General features: G+C 67.4%; 18 protein-coding genes. 4 read left to right on the forward strand and 14 right to left on the reverse strand.

Annotation, left to right across the window (positions count from 1 at the left end; genetic code table 11):
* Position 1: 1 nt before the first annotated feature.
* Entirely contained in the window at positions 2 to 1,183 is a 1,182-nt protein-coding gene (locus tag FOE78_RS20205) for a cystathionine gamma-synthase (protein ID WP_143987873.1), read from the reverse strand.
* A 136-nt stretch (positions 1,184 to 1,319) separates the two neighbouring features.
* On the opposite strand from FOE78_RS20205, the gene msrA reads away from it, so the two are divergent.
* A complete protein-coding gene (gene msrA, locus FOE78_RS20210; RefSeq protein WP_407662668.1) occupies positions 1,320 to 1,958 on the forward strand; it encodes a peptide-methionine (S)-S-oxide reductase MsrA in 639 nt (212 codons plus the stop codon).
* 45 nt (positions 1,959 to 2,003) lie between these two features.
* Here msrA and FOE78_RS20215 read toward each other — a convergent pair whose 3' ends face one another.
* The 5 genes from FOE78_RS20215 to FOE78_RS20235 form a co-directional block, all read right to left on the reverse strand.
* Positions 2,004 to 2,720: a dienelactone hydrolase family protein gene (locus FOE78_RS20215; RefSeq protein ID WP_143987875.1), complete on the reverse strand. Its 717-nt coding sequence runs from the start codon at positions 2,718 to 2,720 to the stop codon at positions 2,004 to 2,006.
* Positions 2,721 to 2,764: 44 nt separating this feature from the next.
* A complete protein-coding gene (locus FOE78_RS20220; protein WP_143987876.1) occupies positions 2,765 to 3,652 on the reverse strand; it encodes an LLM class flavin-dependent oxidoreductase in 888 nt (295 codons plus the stop codon).
* A gap of 38 nt (positions 3,653 to 3,690) precedes the next feature.
* On the reverse strand, positions 3,691 to 4,659 hold the full coding sequence (locus tag FOE78_RS20225; protein WP_143987877.1) for a hypothetical protein: 969 nt from the start codon (positions 4,657 to 4,659) through the stop codon (positions 3,691 to 3,693).
* A 75-nt stretch (positions 4,660 to 4,734) separates the two neighbouring features.
* Positions 4,735 to 5,136 carry a YccF domain-containing protein gene (locus tag FOE78_RS20230; protein WP_143987878.1) on the reverse strand — a complete coding sequence of 134 codons (402 nt, stop codon included), beginning with the start codon at positions 5,134 to 5,136 and terminating at the stop codon, positions 4,735 to 4,737.
* Positions 5,137 to 5,215: 79 nt separating this feature from the next.
* Positions 5,216 to 6,154, reverse strand: coding sequence for a transglutaminase-like domain-containing protein (locus FOE78_RS20235; protein WP_228265917.1), 939 nt, complete (start codon positions 6,152 to 6,154; stop codon positions 5,216 to 5,218).
* Positions 6,155 to 6,356: 202 nt separating this feature from the next.
* Here FOE78_RS20235 and FOE78_RS20240 point away from each other — a divergent pair, with 202 nt between their 5' ends.
* The 3 genes from FOE78_RS20240 to FOE78_RS20250 are packed head-to-tail and all read left to right on the forward strand — an operon-like array spanning position 6,357 to position 8,778.
* A complete protein-coding gene (locus FOE78_RS20240) occupies positions 6,357 to 6,776 on the forward strand; it encodes a YciI family protein (RefSeq protein WP_143987879.1) in 420 nt (139 codons plus the stop codon).
* Between the two features lie 60 nt (positions 6,777 to 6,836).
* Positions 6,837 to 7,469, forward strand: a complete 633-nt coding sequence (locus FOE78_RS20245; protein WP_143987880.1) for a histidine phosphatase family protein — start codon at positions 6,837 to 6,839, stop codon at positions 7,467 to 7,469.
* A 31-nt stretch (positions 7,470 to 7,500) separates the two neighbouring features.
* Entirely contained in the window at positions 7,501 to 8,778 is a 1,278-nt protein-coding gene (locus tag FOE78_RS20250) for an RNA polymerase sigma factor (protein ID WP_323125699.1), read from the forward strand.
* Here the strand turns inward: FOE78_RS20250 and FOE78_RS20255 are convergent.
* The 8 genes from FOE78_RS20255 to FOE78_RS20290 form a co-directional block, all read right to left on the reverse strand.
* Positions 8,741 to 9,157, reverse strand: coding sequence for a hypothetical protein (locus tag FOE78_RS20255; protein WP_143987881.1), 417 nt, complete (start codon positions 9,155 to 9,157; stop codon positions 8,741 to 8,743). The genes FOE78_RS20250 and FOE78_RS20255 overlap by 38 nt on opposite strands.
* Positions 9,150 to 9,515 (reverse strand): hypothetical protein, encoded by a 366-nt coding sequence (locus FOE78_RS20260; protein ID WP_143987882.1) that lies wholly within the window; start codon positions 9,513 to 9,515, stop codon positions 9,150 to 9,152. Before FOE78_RS20260 ends, FOE78_RS20255 begins: the two co-directional genes overlap by 8 nt.
* A gap of 62 nt (positions 9,516 to 9,577) precedes the next feature.
* The gene (locus FOE78_RS20265; RefSeq protein WP_210414691.1) at positions 9,578 to 10,006 is read right to left on the reverse strand and encodes a type II toxin-antitoxin system VapC family toxin; all 429 of its coding nucleotides are present in this window, start codon (positions 10,004 to 10,006) and stop codon (positions 9,578 to 9,580) included.
* Positions 10,007 to 10,050: 44 nt separating this feature from the next.
* Positions 10,051 to 10,287, reverse strand: coding sequence for a type II toxin-antitoxin system Phd/YefM family antitoxin (locus tag FOE78_RS20270; RefSeq protein ID WP_143987883.1), 237 nt, complete (start codon positions 10,285 to 10,287; stop codon positions 10,051 to 10,053).
* 34 nt (positions 10,288 to 10,321) lie between these two features.
* Entirely contained in the window at positions 10,322 to 11,698 is a 1,377-nt protein-coding gene (locus FOE78_RS20275; RefSeq protein ID WP_143987884.1) for a cystathionine beta-synthase, read from the reverse strand.
* 73 nt (positions 11,699 to 11,771) lie between these two features.
* Positions 11,772 to 12,629 (reverse strand): Bax inhibitor-1/YccA family protein, encoded by an 858-nt coding sequence (locus FOE78_RS20280; protein ID WP_143987885.1) that lies wholly within the window; start codon positions 12,627 to 12,629, stop codon positions 11,772 to 11,774.
* Positions 12,630 to 12,713: 84 nt separating this feature from the next.
* Positions 12,714 to 13,451: an RluA family pseudouridine synthase gene (locus FOE78_RS20285; protein WP_210414692.1), complete on the reverse strand. Its 738-nt coding sequence runs from the start codon at positions 13,449 to 13,451 to the stop codon at positions 12,714 to 12,716.
* 413 nt (positions 13,452 to 13,864) lie between these two features.
* Positions 13,865 to 14,992, reverse strand: a complete 1,128-nt coding sequence (locus FOE78_RS20290) for a 5-aminoimidazole-4-carboxamide ribonucleotide transformylase (RefSeq protein WP_210414693.1) — start codon at positions 14,990 to 14,992, stop codon at positions 13,865 to 13,867.
* Positions 14,993 to 15,005: the final 13 nt, after the last annotated feature.

The raw sequence follows: 15,005 nt of genomic DNA on the forward strand, positions 1-15,005 counted from the left end.
CCTAGTGTCCTGGCTTCGCTCGGCCGAGAGCTTGATCAAGATCGTCGATCAGATCGTCGATCGTCTCGATGCCGACGCTGAGCCGAATCAGATCCGCCGGCACCTCCAGCGCGGTGCCGGCGACCGACATGTGCGTCATTCGGCCAGGGTGTTCGATCAAGGACTCCACGCCACCCAACGATTCGCCGAGGGTGAAGGTCTTGGTCCGGCCGCAGACGTCCAAGGCGGCCTGTTCCCCGGCGGCAACCCGGAAGCTGATCATGCCGCCGAAGTGGCGCATCTGTCGCGCAGCAAGATCGTGACCGGGATGGCTGTCCAGGCCGGGATAGAGCACCTCCGCCACGCCCGGATGATCTTGCAGATGCGCCGCGATCCGGGCGGCGTTGGCACAGTGCCGATCCATCCGCAGCGCAAGGGTCTTCAGCCCACGCAGCACCAGCCACGCGTCGAACGGCCCGGCCACACCGCCGATCGCGTTCTGATGCCAGGCCAGCCGTTCACCAAGATCAACATCGGCGGTGATCGCGGCGCCGCCGACCACGTCGGAGTGGCCGCCGCAGTACTTGGTGGTCGAGTGCACGACCACGTCGGCGCCCAGCCGCAGCGGCTGTTGCAGGTACGGCGTGGCGAAGGTGTTGTCGACGACGACCTTCGCCCCGGCCTGATGCGCGGCGTCGGCGATGGCGGCGATGTCGGCAACGTTCAGCAACGGGTTGGTCGGCGTCTCCAGCCACACCAGCGTGGTCCTGCCCGGGGTGATCGCTGCGGCGACGGTCTGCGGATCGGTGATCGGCACCGGCGTGATTTCCAGTCCCCAGCGCTGATGCAGCTGGGCGAACTGCCGGTAGGTGCCGCCGTAGGCGTCGTTCGGCAACAGCACCTGATCACCCGGTCGGGTGAGGGCCCGGATCACCGCGTCCTCTGCGGCCAGTCCGCTGGCGAACGCAAGACCTCGTACGCCACCCTCGAGCGCGGCCAGGCACTCCTCCAGGGCCGTCCGGGTCGGGTTGGCCGATCGGGAGTATTCGTAGCCGGATCGCAACCCGCCGACGCCGTCCTGGGCGTAGGTGGAGGTGGCGTAGATCGGTGGCACCACCGCCCCGGTGGTGGGATCCGGTTCCTGGCCGGCATGAATGGCGAGGGTCTCGAATCCTGTCCGGTCTGCGGCGGGCTGCTCGGTCATGCTCGGGAGCGTACCGTCGGTGTCGAGCACGACGACCGGCCCTCAGCAGGGGAATACCGGACGTCGGGATCGGATTGAGACCGGTGGGTGCGGAGAGTCGACCGGACCCGGAGCGAAGGAGGCGGAAGTCGTGGCGTTGTTCTCACAGCACAAGCAGACCCTGATCGAGGCGGAGCAGGCGCTGCCCGGCCGCGACACCCCGGTGTTGGCCGGGCCGACCTTCCATGAGGTGTTCGGCACCGAGTTGCACAAGGTGCCGGAGGGCTCCGAGCTGGCCTACTTCGCGCTGGGCTGTTTCTGGGGTGCGGAGAAGCTGTACTGGCAGACCCCGGGAGTGACGCTGACCGCGGCCGGTTACGCCGGTGGCTACACGCCGAACCCGACGTACGAGGAGGTCTGCGCCAACCGCACCGGCCACGCCGAGGTCGTGCTGGTCGCGTACGATCCGACCAAGATCAACTACGCCGAACTGCTGAAGATCTTCTACGAGAATCACGACCCGACCCAGGGCATGCGGCAGGGCAACGACCTCGGCACCCAGTACCGTTCGGCGATCTATGTCGTCAATGATCAACAACGCGAGATCGCCGAGCAGGTGACCGCAGATTTCCAAGCAGAGTTCGAGAAGCAGGGTTTCGGCAAGATCACCACCGAGATCCTCCCGGCCGGCCCGTTCTACTTTGCCGAGGACTATCACCAGCAGTATCTGATCAAGGTCCCGAACGGTTACTGCCCCGTGCACGCCACCGGAGTCACCTGCAACGTCGCCGTGTGACGGACGCCCGCGTCACAGGACGGTGAGCGCTCGCGGACGCCGCGTTCAGGCGGCCAGGTGGCGATCGAGGAAATCCAGGGCCAGTTGCCAGGCGTGGGCCGCTGCCTCGGCGTCGTACCGGTTGCCGGTTTCGTTGAAGAACGCATGCTGGGCTCCGTCGTAGATCTTCACGGTGAAGTCGACACCGGCCTCGGCCATCTTCCCCCGTACGGCCGGCAGGCTCTCCATCAGCCGTTCGTCCTGGCTGCCGTAGATGCCGAGCACCGGACAGGAGATCCGCGGGACTTGATCAAGGTCCGGCGGCGAGCCGTAGAACGGTACGGCGGCCAGGATCCGTTCGTCCGCAGCGGCCAGCGCGAACGTGTACGAGCCGCCGAAGCAGAAACCGACCACACCGATCCGGGCGTCGATCGCGGGCCGGCGTTGAAGATCATCAACCACTTCGCGCAGCGCCGGCACGGCCCACTGGGCGTAGGCCGGGTCGTGCGCAGGTGCGGTGCGCTCGCGCATCAGCGGCTGCGCCGCCTGCCGAGTCTCGGGATCCGGGCTCGCCAGCAGCCGCTGCAACTCTTCGCCTGCCTTCGGTGTGACGCCGGCATGGGTCAGGATGTCGGGCGCGTACGTCAGGTAGCCCTCGCCGGCGAACCGATCGGCGACTTGCTTGATGTGATCGCTCAATCCCCAGATCTCGTGGATCAGCACCAGCCCGCCCTTTATCGGTCCGCTGGGTGTCGCGACGTAGCTGTCGATGCCGGCCATCATCTCGCCTCCTGGCCGCCATTCTTCCCTCTTGTCGCGCGGTCAGGTCAAGTGCCCACCGAAGCGATCAGGGGCTTCACCTCCTCGGCCAGGAAGCTGATGAAGGCCTCCAGATCGGGCTCGTCGGCGGTCGGTTGGACGCCGTAGCTGGTCACACCGAATGATGCGTAGCGCCGGGCTGCGGCGGCCACGGTCCGGGCGTCCCCGGCCACGCCGATACCGAGCCCCGGCTGGGCATCCCACAGCGGCAGTTCGCGGTCGAGTCGCTGCTGGGCATCAGGTCCGGTGGCGACGATCTGCGCGGCGCCGATCTCCGGACGATCGGCGTCGGCCGCTCCGATCTTCGTCTTGACCGCGATCACCGCGGCGATCAGGTCTCGTACCTGATCGTCGGTGAGGGCGTTGGTGAAGAGGTTGCCGTCGCCGAGTTCGGCCGCCAGCGCCACCGACTTCGGACCGGCACCGCCGATCATCAGCGGTGGCGGTGCCGTCGGCGGCCAGTCCAGCCTGACCCGGTCCAGCCGTACGTAGCGGCCGTCCATGCTGACCTCCTCGCCGGCCAGCAGTCGCCGGATCGCGGTCGCGTGTTCCCGAAGCAACGTCAGCGGAGACTCGGCTCGGACACCGGCCTGGCCCATCCATTCCTGGACGCCGTGACCGATGCCGGCGACGAACCGGCCCGGGAACATCCGCGAAATGGTGGCCAACTCCATCGCCGTCAATGCTGGATTTCGCAGCGGCACGGGCAGCAACGAGATGCCCACTCGCAGGTTGTCGGTCCAGGCCAGTGCCGCGGTTGCCGAGGCGACACCGCTTTGTTTGAACGAGTCCTCCCAGACCCAGAGCTCGTCCAGGCCGGTCCGATCGGCCCTCTCGGCCAGGCTTCGCAGACGCTCGGGTGGGATGGTCGGTGGGATGTGGATGCCGATGCGCATCGTCCCAGCATGGCGGTGGCCACCGACATTCGCCACGATCACGGCTGGTCGCGGTCGTGCCAGCGCAGGACACGGAGGGCACGCAGTGTGTTCCAGCGGCTCGGTCGGCCGTCGCCGTCCTCCATCTCGAAGTGGACGATGCCCGGATGGGTGTTCTCCAGCAGCCAGCGGCCGTCCGGTTGCCGCTTGTCGCGGACCAGCTCGATCGCTTCGGCCAGTCGCGGATCCGGAGCGCCGCCGACCGTACGGAAGTAGTCCAGTCCGTACAACACGTCGTAGTGCCACTGGGTCGGGAAGGAGAAGAGCAACCAATCCGGATCGACCACCTCACCGGTGCTCGCCCGTCGTAAGAGCTTGCGGGACAGCAGATACTCTTCCCCTGCTCTTCGGGCATCCCCGACCGCAACGTCGCCGCCGGCCCGTTCGTAGGCCAGCAGACCGTCCAGCACGCAGATGGTCGAGTGGAACGACGACCGGGTCGACCCGTTCTCCAGATTCACGCTGTCGCAGTTCCAGCCGCCGTCGGCGAGTTGATCGCCCAGCAGCCGGCCGACGATCCTGTCCACCTTCTCCCCGAAGTAGGCACCCAGCGCCACCGCACCGCCGTTGATGCACGGCTCGACCTCACCGTCGAAGAACGGCGCACCGTCGTACTCCCAGCGGGAGTTGTCGCGGACACCGGCGATCGCCGCCCGCACCGCCGGCACGTCCGGATCGACGCCGAACTCCCGCAACAGCCGCAAGGTCGGCAGCGTCGCCGTCCACGGCTGACCGTCGGGAAATCTGCTCAAGTGTTCGGGCGGCTGCCAATCCGTGGCCGGGAAGCAGGCGCCGCCGGCCCACTGCCCGTCGACCTGGAGGTCGAGCAGCCGCTTGCCCCACCCGGTCTCGGCCACCTTGGCGCGTTCGGCGGCGACGTGTTCGCTCGGCGCGTCCTCGAGGTCCCGCAGCACCTGCCATCGCAGGGCTGGATCGCTGTCCATCAACCAACCCGTGACATCGTGCATCGCCTTCTCCTTCCGGGAGTCGGCGTCACGCTAGCCGTGGTTCCGGACGATCCGCGTCCGGCTGTCGCAGCTGGTTCAGTTGTGCCGGTAGGCCGGCAGGATCGTGTCGCTGCGTACGATCTCCTTGCCCAGCGGCATCAACGACACCGGGATCAACTTGAGGTTCGCCCAGCCGAGCGGGATGCCGATGATGGAGACGAACAGCGGGATCGCGGTCAGCACGTGACCGATCGCCAGCCAGATCCCGGCCACCACCAGCCAGATGATGTTGCCCAGCGCGGCGCCGATGCCGGAGGTCGGCTTGTCGACCACCACCCGACCGAACGGCCACATCGCGTACGCGCCGATCCGAAACGACGCGATCCCCCACGGAATGGTGACGATCAGGATGCAGCAGATGATGCCCGCGGTGAAGTAGCCGATCGCCAGCCACAAACCGCAGAACACAAACCAGATGATGTTCAGGATCGTCTTCATGGCGGCTGCCACCTCTCATCTCGGCGGATCATCTGGGCGGGCGACCACTCGACCCTACTCGCAGACGTCAATCGCCTGCTCAGCTTCCGATGACTGCCGAACGGGTCAGATCTGTCGGCTGCGGCGGCTCGCCCCAGGGGCTGATCATCAGCACCGTTTCCGGCACGGCCACCGTCGGATCCGACTGCATCCGAGTGATCAACTCTCGTTCGGCGGCGACGTCACCGGCGTCGGCTTTCATGATCAACTCGCTGAGCTGATCAGCGATCTCGACCTGATCTTCGGTCGGTCCGTCCGGGTCGCTCATCGCACCCCAGCCGTCCCACAGCAGCAGCTCCGTGCCGGCCCGGAAGGCGGCATCGATCAGCACCGCACACTGCAGGAACCACGGTCCGCGGATCGGGACGTCGGTGCCGACGCCGTACGTCTGCGGATCGATGCTTCCGTTGCGGTACGCCGTCCACGCCTCGGCCGCGGTCTCGTACGGCTGTCCCGTGCCGGGCGGGATGTCTCTGGGTGTGGGCATCGATTCCCACGGCTCCTCGACCTCCGGATCGAACCGCAGCCAGCGATGTTCGTCCGGTAGCCAGCGCTCGACCACCACGTGATCGACATGGAAACCCGGCGCGAAGTAGCCGGCGAACCCGTACCGGATCCGAGCCGGCTGATCATGCTGACGCAACACCGCGGCGGCGAACAGCGAATGATCCCGGCAGCAGCCCTGCACTCTCGACAGCGGATCCCGTTCGGCGGCCAGGTCGCCGGGGTGACGCTGTTGATCAAGGTCGAGAATCGCTTCCAGCCAACGGGCGTTGATGTCCGGCTTGGTCTCCTCGGGCAGTTCCATCGCCGAGGCGCGGTAGTGAATGATCAGATTGCGCGCCACCGCAGAAAGTTGATCAAGGTCCGGTGGCACGGCCTGCAGCAGCTCGGCGTGCCGTCCGGGATCGGTGTACGCCGTGTGCTCGGCCCAGCGGGTCGGGTCGTAGTCGATCGGCATGATCATTTGCTGCTTCATCTGACGTTCCTCCAGCATCGGTGGCAGCCCGTTTCGGCTGTTACTCCAGTGCAGCACCTGACGCAGCGTCAGGGTCAAGGAGCGGGATTTTCGACTTTTCTGTCCGCGGTTGTCGAAACAAACCAGGTTGGTCCGACGCACTGGCAACAGACACCGATCGCGGGCATGCTGAGGCACCACCCGCACAGTCAGAGGAGGACCGATGCGAGTCATGGCGTTCATGATGGGCAACGAGGACAGCGAGACCGGCCGGATCCCCGACCCGGAGGAGTTCGCGGCGATGGGCCGATTCAACGAGGAGCTGGTGAAGGCCGGGATCCTGTTGTCGGCCGAGGGACTGCACGCGACCAAGGACGGCGCCAAGGTGAAGTGGACCGGCGACGGCCCGACCGTGGTGGACGGCCCGTTCACCGAGGCCAAGGAGGTGGTGGCCGGCTTCTGGATCGTCCAGGTGTCCTCGCTGGCCGAGGCCAAGGAATGGTTCCAGCGCTGCCCCGGCGGTGACGGCACCGAGATCCAACTGCGGCCGGTCTACGAGCTGGAGGAATTCGGCGACTCGCTGCCGTCCGAGGTACGTGACCTCGAGGAGCAGGTTCGCACCGCGACGCGGCAGGACGGCTGACCTCACCGCTCGTACGCACCCCGTAGACGGCGGCGATCGAAGACCCGGTTGGATGGTCACATGCCGACCGAACTGATCTTGATCCGTCATGGCCAGTCCCACGCCAATGTGAATCCGGTCGTCGGCGGGATGCGCGGCGATCTCGGCCTGACCGACCTCGGTCGACGTCAGGCCGAGCTGCTGCGTGACCGGCTACGGGCCGAGCAGGCCACCGCGGACGTGCTGTACGCGAGCACCCTGCCCCGCGCGCAGGAGACGGCCCGCTACGTCGCCGAGGCGATGGATCTGCCGATCAAGGACGACGACGAGTTGCAGGAGTTGCGGGTCGGCGAGGCCGACGGGCTGTCCCACGACGACTGGTCGGCGCGCTGGCCCAGGATGGAGCAGAGTCTGACCGCACGCCCCTACCAGGAGTTCGCCACCGGCGGTGAGAGTTGGGCGACCTTCCTGGCCCGGGTCGGCTCCGCGCTGACCTCCCTGGTCGACCGGCATCCCGATCAGCGGGTGGTGGCGGTCACCCATGGCGGCGTGATCGACGTGTCGTTCGCGGTGGCGTTCGGGCTGGGCGCCACCGCGACGCGGGTACGGATCAATCCCGAGAACACCAGCCTCACCCGTTGGCAGCACGACCCGGAGCCCGACCACCCCCGGTGGACGCTGAACGGCTTCAACGACGCCCGCCATCTCGACTGATCACCGCAGTCCAGGTGCGTATCGTGTGGGCGTGAGCCGGGTGACGCTGGACGAGGTCAACGAACGCATCGAGGCGGTGTGGCGGATCGAGGCCGCCCGCCTGATCAGCGGGCTGGCGCGGCTGCTGGGTGATCTCGGCACCGCCGAGGAGGTGGCGCAGGACGCCCTGCTGGCGGCGATGGAACAGTGGCCGGTCGAGGGCATCCCACGCAATCCGGGAGCCTGGCTGATGACAACCGGGAAACGACGCGCGATCGACCGGATCCGGCGTGAGGTGACACTGCGGGACAAGCTCAAGATCATCGGCGCCGAGCTTGATGATCATGAAGATCCGTACGGCGCGGTCGACGACCGACTCGATGATCAGATCGGCGACGACCTGCTGCGGTTGATCTTCACCGCCTGCCATCCGGTACTCGGTCCCGACGCCCGGGTCGCGTTGACCCTCAAGGTGGTCGGCGGCCTGTCCACGGCGGAGATCGCCCGGGCGTTCCTGAGCACCGAGACGACGATCGCCCAACGCATCGTACGAGCCAAGAAAACCCTTGCCAGCAAGGAGATCGGTTTCGAGGCACCGACCGCGGACCAGTTGCCGGACCGGCTACCGACGGTGCTGTCGGTGATCTACTTGATCTTCAACGAGGGGTACGCGGCCAGCGCGGGTGACGACTGGATGCGGCCCGAACTGTGCATCACCGGGCAGCGGCTCGGCCGGATGCTGTACGGACTGCTGCCGACCGAGCCCGAGGTGTTCGCGCTGACGTCGTTGATGGAGCTGCAGGCGTCGCGGCTGCATGCTCGTACCGATCATGACGGTAATCCGGTGCTGTTGCTTGATCAACAGCGTTCCCGCTGGGACCGGTTGTTGATCGTGCGCGGGCTGCAGGCCCTGGACGAGTGCCATCGACTCGGCGGTGCTCGCGGCAGTTATGCACTGCAGGCTGCCATCGCCGCCTGCCACGCCCGCGCGCTCACCGCCGAGGACACCGACTGGACGATGATCGCGGCCATCTACGAGACCTTGGCCGAGGTGTCACCGTCGCCGGTGGTGGAGCTGAATCGGGCGGTCGCACTGGGCATGGCGTACGGTCCGGCGGCGGGCCTGCAGCTGGTTGATCAACTCCGCGACCTGCCGGCGATGGAGCGCTATCACCTGCTGCACAGCGTCCGCGGCGACCTGCTGGCCAAGCTCGACCGGGGCGACGAGGCGGCCGAGGAATTCCGCCGGGCCGCCGAGTTGGTGGGCAACGAGCAGGAGCGCGCGTTGATGATCAATCGCGCGTGCGCCACAGCCAGTACAGCCCGATGAACGGTAGCACCAGCGGCACGAACCCGTACCCGATTCCGTAGCTGGACCAGACCGTGGCCTGGGGGAACGCGGCCGGGTCGACCAGGCTGGCGGTGCCGACCGCGAGCACGCCGACCAGTTCGCAGCTGATCGCGATCCAGGCCAGGGTGCGGCCGACCCGATTCCCCAGCGCCAGCGCGATCGTGGCCAGGATGTAGATCGCTCCGGACAGCGCCGACAGCAGATAGGCCAACGGGGCTTCGTGAAACTGGGTGGCGAGCTGGACGCCGGCCCGGGAGCTGGCGGCGATCGCGAACAGGCCGTAGACGGCGATCAGCACCCGCCCCGGTCCGCGCCGGGTGGCCGGCCGAGTTTGTTGATCTTGGTTCTGCTCAGCCACCGAGCGCTCCGGTGATGTCCAGCAGCCGCAGTGTCATCACCGCGATCGCGGCACCGGCGATCGTCATCACCAGCCCGGAGTAGCGGCTGCGGTCGGAGACCGCCCACCAGATCGCGGCCGGCATCAGCACCAGCAGCCCGATCAGGTAGCCGATCGACGTCGCCGTCTCCGCCGGCCAGTGGCCGCGCGCCATGGTGATGAACGCGACCACCGACTGCACGATCACCGCGAGCTCGGTCAGGAACGACCAGTAGAACTGCAGGTTGCCCGGCGGCTTGCCGACGGCCATCGACACCAGGCCCCAGATCGTCGTCACCACAGCGATCCCGATCACCACCAGGCTCAACCCGACGATCATGCCCTATCCCTCACGACGCAGCCCTTCACACCGACGCAGCGTAGTAGAGAACGACGCAGGCATCAGCCGTCGGGATGGCGCACGGGGCGCAGGTCAAGCCGTTCGATTCCTTCGAAGTCGTCGGGATTGCAGGTGTACAGCGGTAGCCCTTCGGCGATGGCAGAGGCCGCGATCAGCGCGTCGTACGCCCGCGCGTTCGACTTCCGCCCGGAGCGTCGCAGCGAGGCTGCTACGGCAGCGAACTCGCGCGCAGCGCTACGGTCGAAGCTGATCGTGTCGAAGTCCGATTCCGCCTGTTGGAGGTGCGCTTGCCGCGCTTCGCGCTCCTCATCGGTGTCGGCGACGAGCGGTCCGACCGACAACTCCGCGACGGTCACCGCGCTGACTACACAATCGTCCGGCAGTTCCTGCGGTTCGCTCAACCGACCCAACAGAATGACAGTGGAGGTGTCGAGCATTCCGCGATCTGGGCGTAGGCCGGGTTCAGCCATCACCGGCACTCTTCCCATTCATTGACTCCGGTTGAAACGGTCGCTCACACACTTGAATCAATCACAGCATCGATGTCCCGCCGGAGCTTGATCGGATCGACCTGCGGCATGCCCCGTCGGCGCTCGATCAACTCGGCCGGACGCGGACTGCGTCGCCGAAGCGGGCGAATCTCAGCGACCTCGACGCCGTTGCGGGTGATCAGCAGGGTCTCGCCCCGCTCCACCCGATCCAGCACGTCGCCGCCGTGGTTTCGGAGCTCCCGGACCGTGACAGCTTCCATGGGGACACCGTATCACCGGTGATACAGCGGTGCGTCAGATGTCGGTGAGGAGGTCTTGCCGGGTGACGATGCCGGCGGGCCGGCCGCCCTCCAGGACCAGCAGAGCGTCGTTGTCGACGAGGGCTTCGACGGCGGCGTGCACCGGTTCGGAGCCGCCGAGCATCGGCAGCGCCGGTTCCATCACCGACTCCACCGCCGCGGCCGGTTGCACCGAGCGGTTGAACAGGGCGCCGAGCAGGCCGCGTTCGCTGACCGAGCCGACCACCTCGGCCGCCATCACCGGCGGCTCGGCCCGGACCACCGGCATCTGGGACACCCCGTACTCGCGGAGGATCTGTACCGCCTCGGCGACCGTCTCGTTCGGGTGGGTGTGCACCAGGGTCGGCAGATTGCCCGACTTCTCCCGCAGCACGTCACCGACGGTGCGGACCGCCGCGTCCGGTCGCGGCGCGAACCCGTACCGGGCCAGCCAGACGTCGGAGAAGATCTTGGTCAGGTAGCCGCGGCCGGAATCGGGCAGCAACACCACGATCACCGCATCCGGGTCGTCGAGCTCGGCGGCCAGCCGGACCGCGGCGGCGGCGGCCATCCCGGACGATCCGCCGACCAGCAGCGACTCCTCCCGGGCCAGCCGGCGGGTCATCGCGAACGAGTCTGCGTCGGAGATCTCGATCACCCGATCGCAGATCTGCCGGTCGTAGTTGTCCGGCCAGAAGTCCTCGCCGACGCCCTCGACCAGGTACGGCCGGCCGCTGCCGCCGGAGTAGACCGAGCCGGCCGGATCGGCGCCAATGATCTGCACCCGGCCGTCGGACACCTCCTTGAGGTAGCGGCCGGTGCCGGAGATGGTGCCGCCGGTGCCGATGCCGGCGACGAAGTGGGTGATCCGACCCTCGGTCTGCCGCCACAGCTCCGGGCCGGTGGTCTCGTAGTGGCTGGCCGGGTTGTTCGGATTGCTGTACTGGTCCGGCTTCCAGGCGCCCTCGGTCTCCCGCATCAGCCGATCCGAGACCGAGTAGTAGGAGTCGGGGTGTTCCGGGTCGACGGCGGTCGGGCAGACGACGACCTCGGCCCCGTACGCGCGAAGCACGTTCTGCTTGTCCTCGCTGACCTTGTCCGGGCAGACGAAGATGCAGCGGTAGCCGCGGGCCTGCGCCACCATCGCCAGCCCGACCCCGGTGTTGCCGCTGGTCGGTTCGACGATCACTCCGCCGGGCTTGAGCTTCCCCTCGCGTTCGGCCGCGTCGATCATCTTCACCGCGATCCGGTCCTTCACCGAGCCGCCGGGATTGAGGTATTCGACCTTGGCCAGCACCAACGGCCCCTCGGCGTCGCCGCGGTCGGTGACCCGGGACAGCTTGAGCAGCGGGGTGTTGCCGACCAGTTCGATCAGCGAGTTCACGTACTCCACGAGGCGACCCTAGCCGGAAACAGAGCGGGCCGAGACTCCGCTGAGTCTCGGCCCGTTCGTGGTCAGTTGATGATCATCGGCGCAGGTAGGACAGGATCCGCAGGATCTCGACGTAGAGCCAGACCATGGTGACGGTCAGGCCGAACGCGCCGCGCCAGGACTCGCTGGCGGGGGCTCCCTGGGCGACGCCCTGCTCGATGTAGTCGAAGTCGAGCACCAGGTTGAGCACCGCGAGGGTGACACCGATCGCGGAGAACAGCAGCCCGAGCATGCTGAAGCCGCCGACGCCGCGCAGTCCGAGATTCATCCCGAACAGCGCAAAGACGAGGTTGATCAGCATCGCGACCGCGAAGCCGATGGTGGCCAGGATGACCACCTTGCGGAACTTCGGAGTGACCCGGATGTTGAAGATCTTGTACGCGGCCAAGGTCACGCCGGCGGCGGCGAAGGTGCCGATCACGGCCTGCATCACGATGCCCGGGTAGAGCCGCTCGAACATCAGGCTGAGCATGCCGATGAAGATGCCCTCGATCGCCGCGTAGACGAGCACGAAGGCCGGGTTGACCTTGCGCCGGGCGGTGACGGCGAACACGGTGATGAAACCGACGATCGCCGAGATGATCATGGCCGGCCAGACCATGACCGGCGGCACCACGCCCGAGCTGACGCCCCACCAGCTGGCGACCGCACCGGCCACCAGCACGGCCAGCGTCATCATCGTCTTGCTGACCACGTCGTCGAACGTCATCCGACCCTCGGCCGGCTCGACCGGCTGACCGTCGTTGCCGTACGGCGGCTGGCCGTAACCCTGCTGCGGGTAGGGCTGCTGGCCGAAGCCCTGCTCGGGCGCGTACGACGGCTGGCCGTACTGAGGAGCAGCGGGGGTGAACGCGTCCTTCCGCGAAAGAACGGGGTTCGAACTACGCAACATGGAGTGTCCTCACTGTTCATCGGCCGACGCCTCGGTCGGCTGCGGTCAGTCTACGTGGCGAGGCTGACGGCCGACCGAGGGTTGCTATGGGTTGCCTGTGAGTTCCGGTACGGGGCCGCCGAGCGGCTGCCAGAACGCCTCGACAGGGTCGGCGGTCACGGTCAGCTCGCCTTGTGTCGGGTGGGCAAAGGTCAACCGCCACGAGTGCAGATGGGTCCGCGGACCGGTCGGCTTGCAGAACAACGGGTCGCCCTCGATCGGGTGGCCGATCCAGGCCAACTGGACCCGCAGTTGGTGGCGTCGTCCGGTGTGCGGCCGCAGCGCCAGCGCGGCGTGATCCTCGGTCTCGGCGACTGTCCGGAAGTCGGTGCTGGCCGGATAGCTGCGGACGTGATCGAAGACGCGGCCCGCCGGGACCGTCCAGTGGCCGGGTTCGATCTCGGTGATGTCGTCGCGGTTGGCCGCCACCCGGACCCGGGACTTGCGGCCGACGCTGAGCGGGAGATCGATCCGACCGTGGTCACCGAGCCCCGGCTCGCGGACGACGGCCAGATATTCCTTGATCACCGTACGGTCGGCGAACTGGCGGGTCAGCATCGCGTGGGTCTGCTGGTCACGGGCCAGCAGCACCAGCCCGCTGGTCACCTTGTCGATCCGGTGGGCCGGCATCACGAACTCGCCGGCATCCCGCGCCTGCTGCATCAGATCGGTGTCGTGCCGCTCCCCCACCAACCCGATCCCGCCCGGCTTGTCGATCACCAGCACAAGATCATCTTCGTACAGCACGTGCTGATCGCGAACCTGCTGCCAGGTTGATGCCACCCCCTCTGCCGACATCATCCTCCTCCGTCCGTGGTCACCGCAGAGTAGCCCTACGGCCCGCGAGGAGGGCCGCGGTTGCGTTACCGGTCCTTCGAGAAGCTCAGGACCTACGACAAACCCAGGGCCCTTCGGCAAGCTCAGGGACCTGAAAAGCGGCGCGGGGTGCTCGGGAGCTTCGATACAAACGCCAGGGACCGACCAGCAAGTTGATCTTGAAAACCCGGACACCTCAACGCAACCTACGCACGCCCGTCGAGCGCCCCAGCGCGAGACCGGTGCCGCGCGCAGCGGAGGCGCCGCGGCGACCCGACCGTGAACGCAACCACGCCCGGGGGTCCGGGGGTCGTCCCCCGGAACGGAAGCCGCCAGCGTAAATCGCGGCAGCAGGCACCCAACCCGACCGCGCAGACTAGCTAGTGATGGAAATAGCGCCGAGGGGTCTTGACGAAGCTGATGCCGAGGTCGCGGCAGCGGTCGAAGACGGCGTCGTCGCGGACCGAACCGGTCGGCGCGGCGATGGTGGAGACGCCGTACTTGTGGGCCTCCTCGACGTTGTCGGAGAAGGGCAGGAAGCCGTCGGAGGTGAAGCTGATGCCGGTGGTGTCGGCCAGGATCTGCTGCCGTTCGTCGTCGGTCAACGCGTCCTTGATCAACTCGCCGGCACCGGCGGCATCGCCCAGAGCCAAGGCGTACAAGAGATTCAGCCGGTCCTGGCCCTTCTGCGCGGCGGCGACCTCGCGGATCCGCGGGTGCTGGATCCACAGCCAGGTGGCGAGCTTCTCGCCGGCCAGCGCGGTGCAGGCGATCCGGGACTGCTGGCCGGCGCCGATCGCGATCACCTGTCCGTCGCGGGAGTAGGCCACCGAGTTGGACTGGGTGTATTTCAGCGCGATCAGTCCCAAGATCAAATCCCGCTTGCCGGCGTCGTCGACCGAACCGACGATCACCTCACCGAGTTCGGACTCGATGGTTAGCGGGGTGATGTCGGCGTCCTGGATCAGCCGGACGCCGAAGATCTCCCGGGTCTCGGTGGCCGGCGGCTGATAGGCAGGATCGGCCTGCAGCACCAGGTAGGAGCCCTTACGCTTGCTGGACAGGATCTCCCGCGCCTCCGGCGTGTAGCCGGCGGCGATGATCCCGTCGGAGACCACCTTCTTGATCAACTGCGCGGCCGACTCGTCCACCACGCCGCTGATCGCGATGAAGTCACCGTACGAGGCCCGCGGGTCGGAGCTGCGCGACCGCAGGTAGGCCGACGCGACCGGCGACAGTTGATCTTGGTCCACCCGGAGCACGTCCAGCAGGAACGGCGGCACGTCGCCGTCGACCGCGACACCGGCCGGCGAGACGTGCTTGAACGAGGTCGCCGCGACCTGGCCGGTCGCGGCCGCTGCCTCGGCCACCAACTGCCAGGAGTTCAGCGCGTCCAGCAGGTTGATGAATCCGGGCGCGCCGGACAACACCTCGAAGGGCAGCCGATCGCCGACCGGTTCGATCCGGGCGTGCGGCTGATTGGGGTTCATGCCATAGCGAAGGTCCACGGACACAGTCTGT

This window comes from Microlunatus elymi (assembly GCF_007362775.1).
Classification (GTDB): Bacteria; Actinomycetota; Actinomycetes; order Propionibacteriales; family Propionibacteriaceae; genus Microlunatus; species Microlunatus elymi.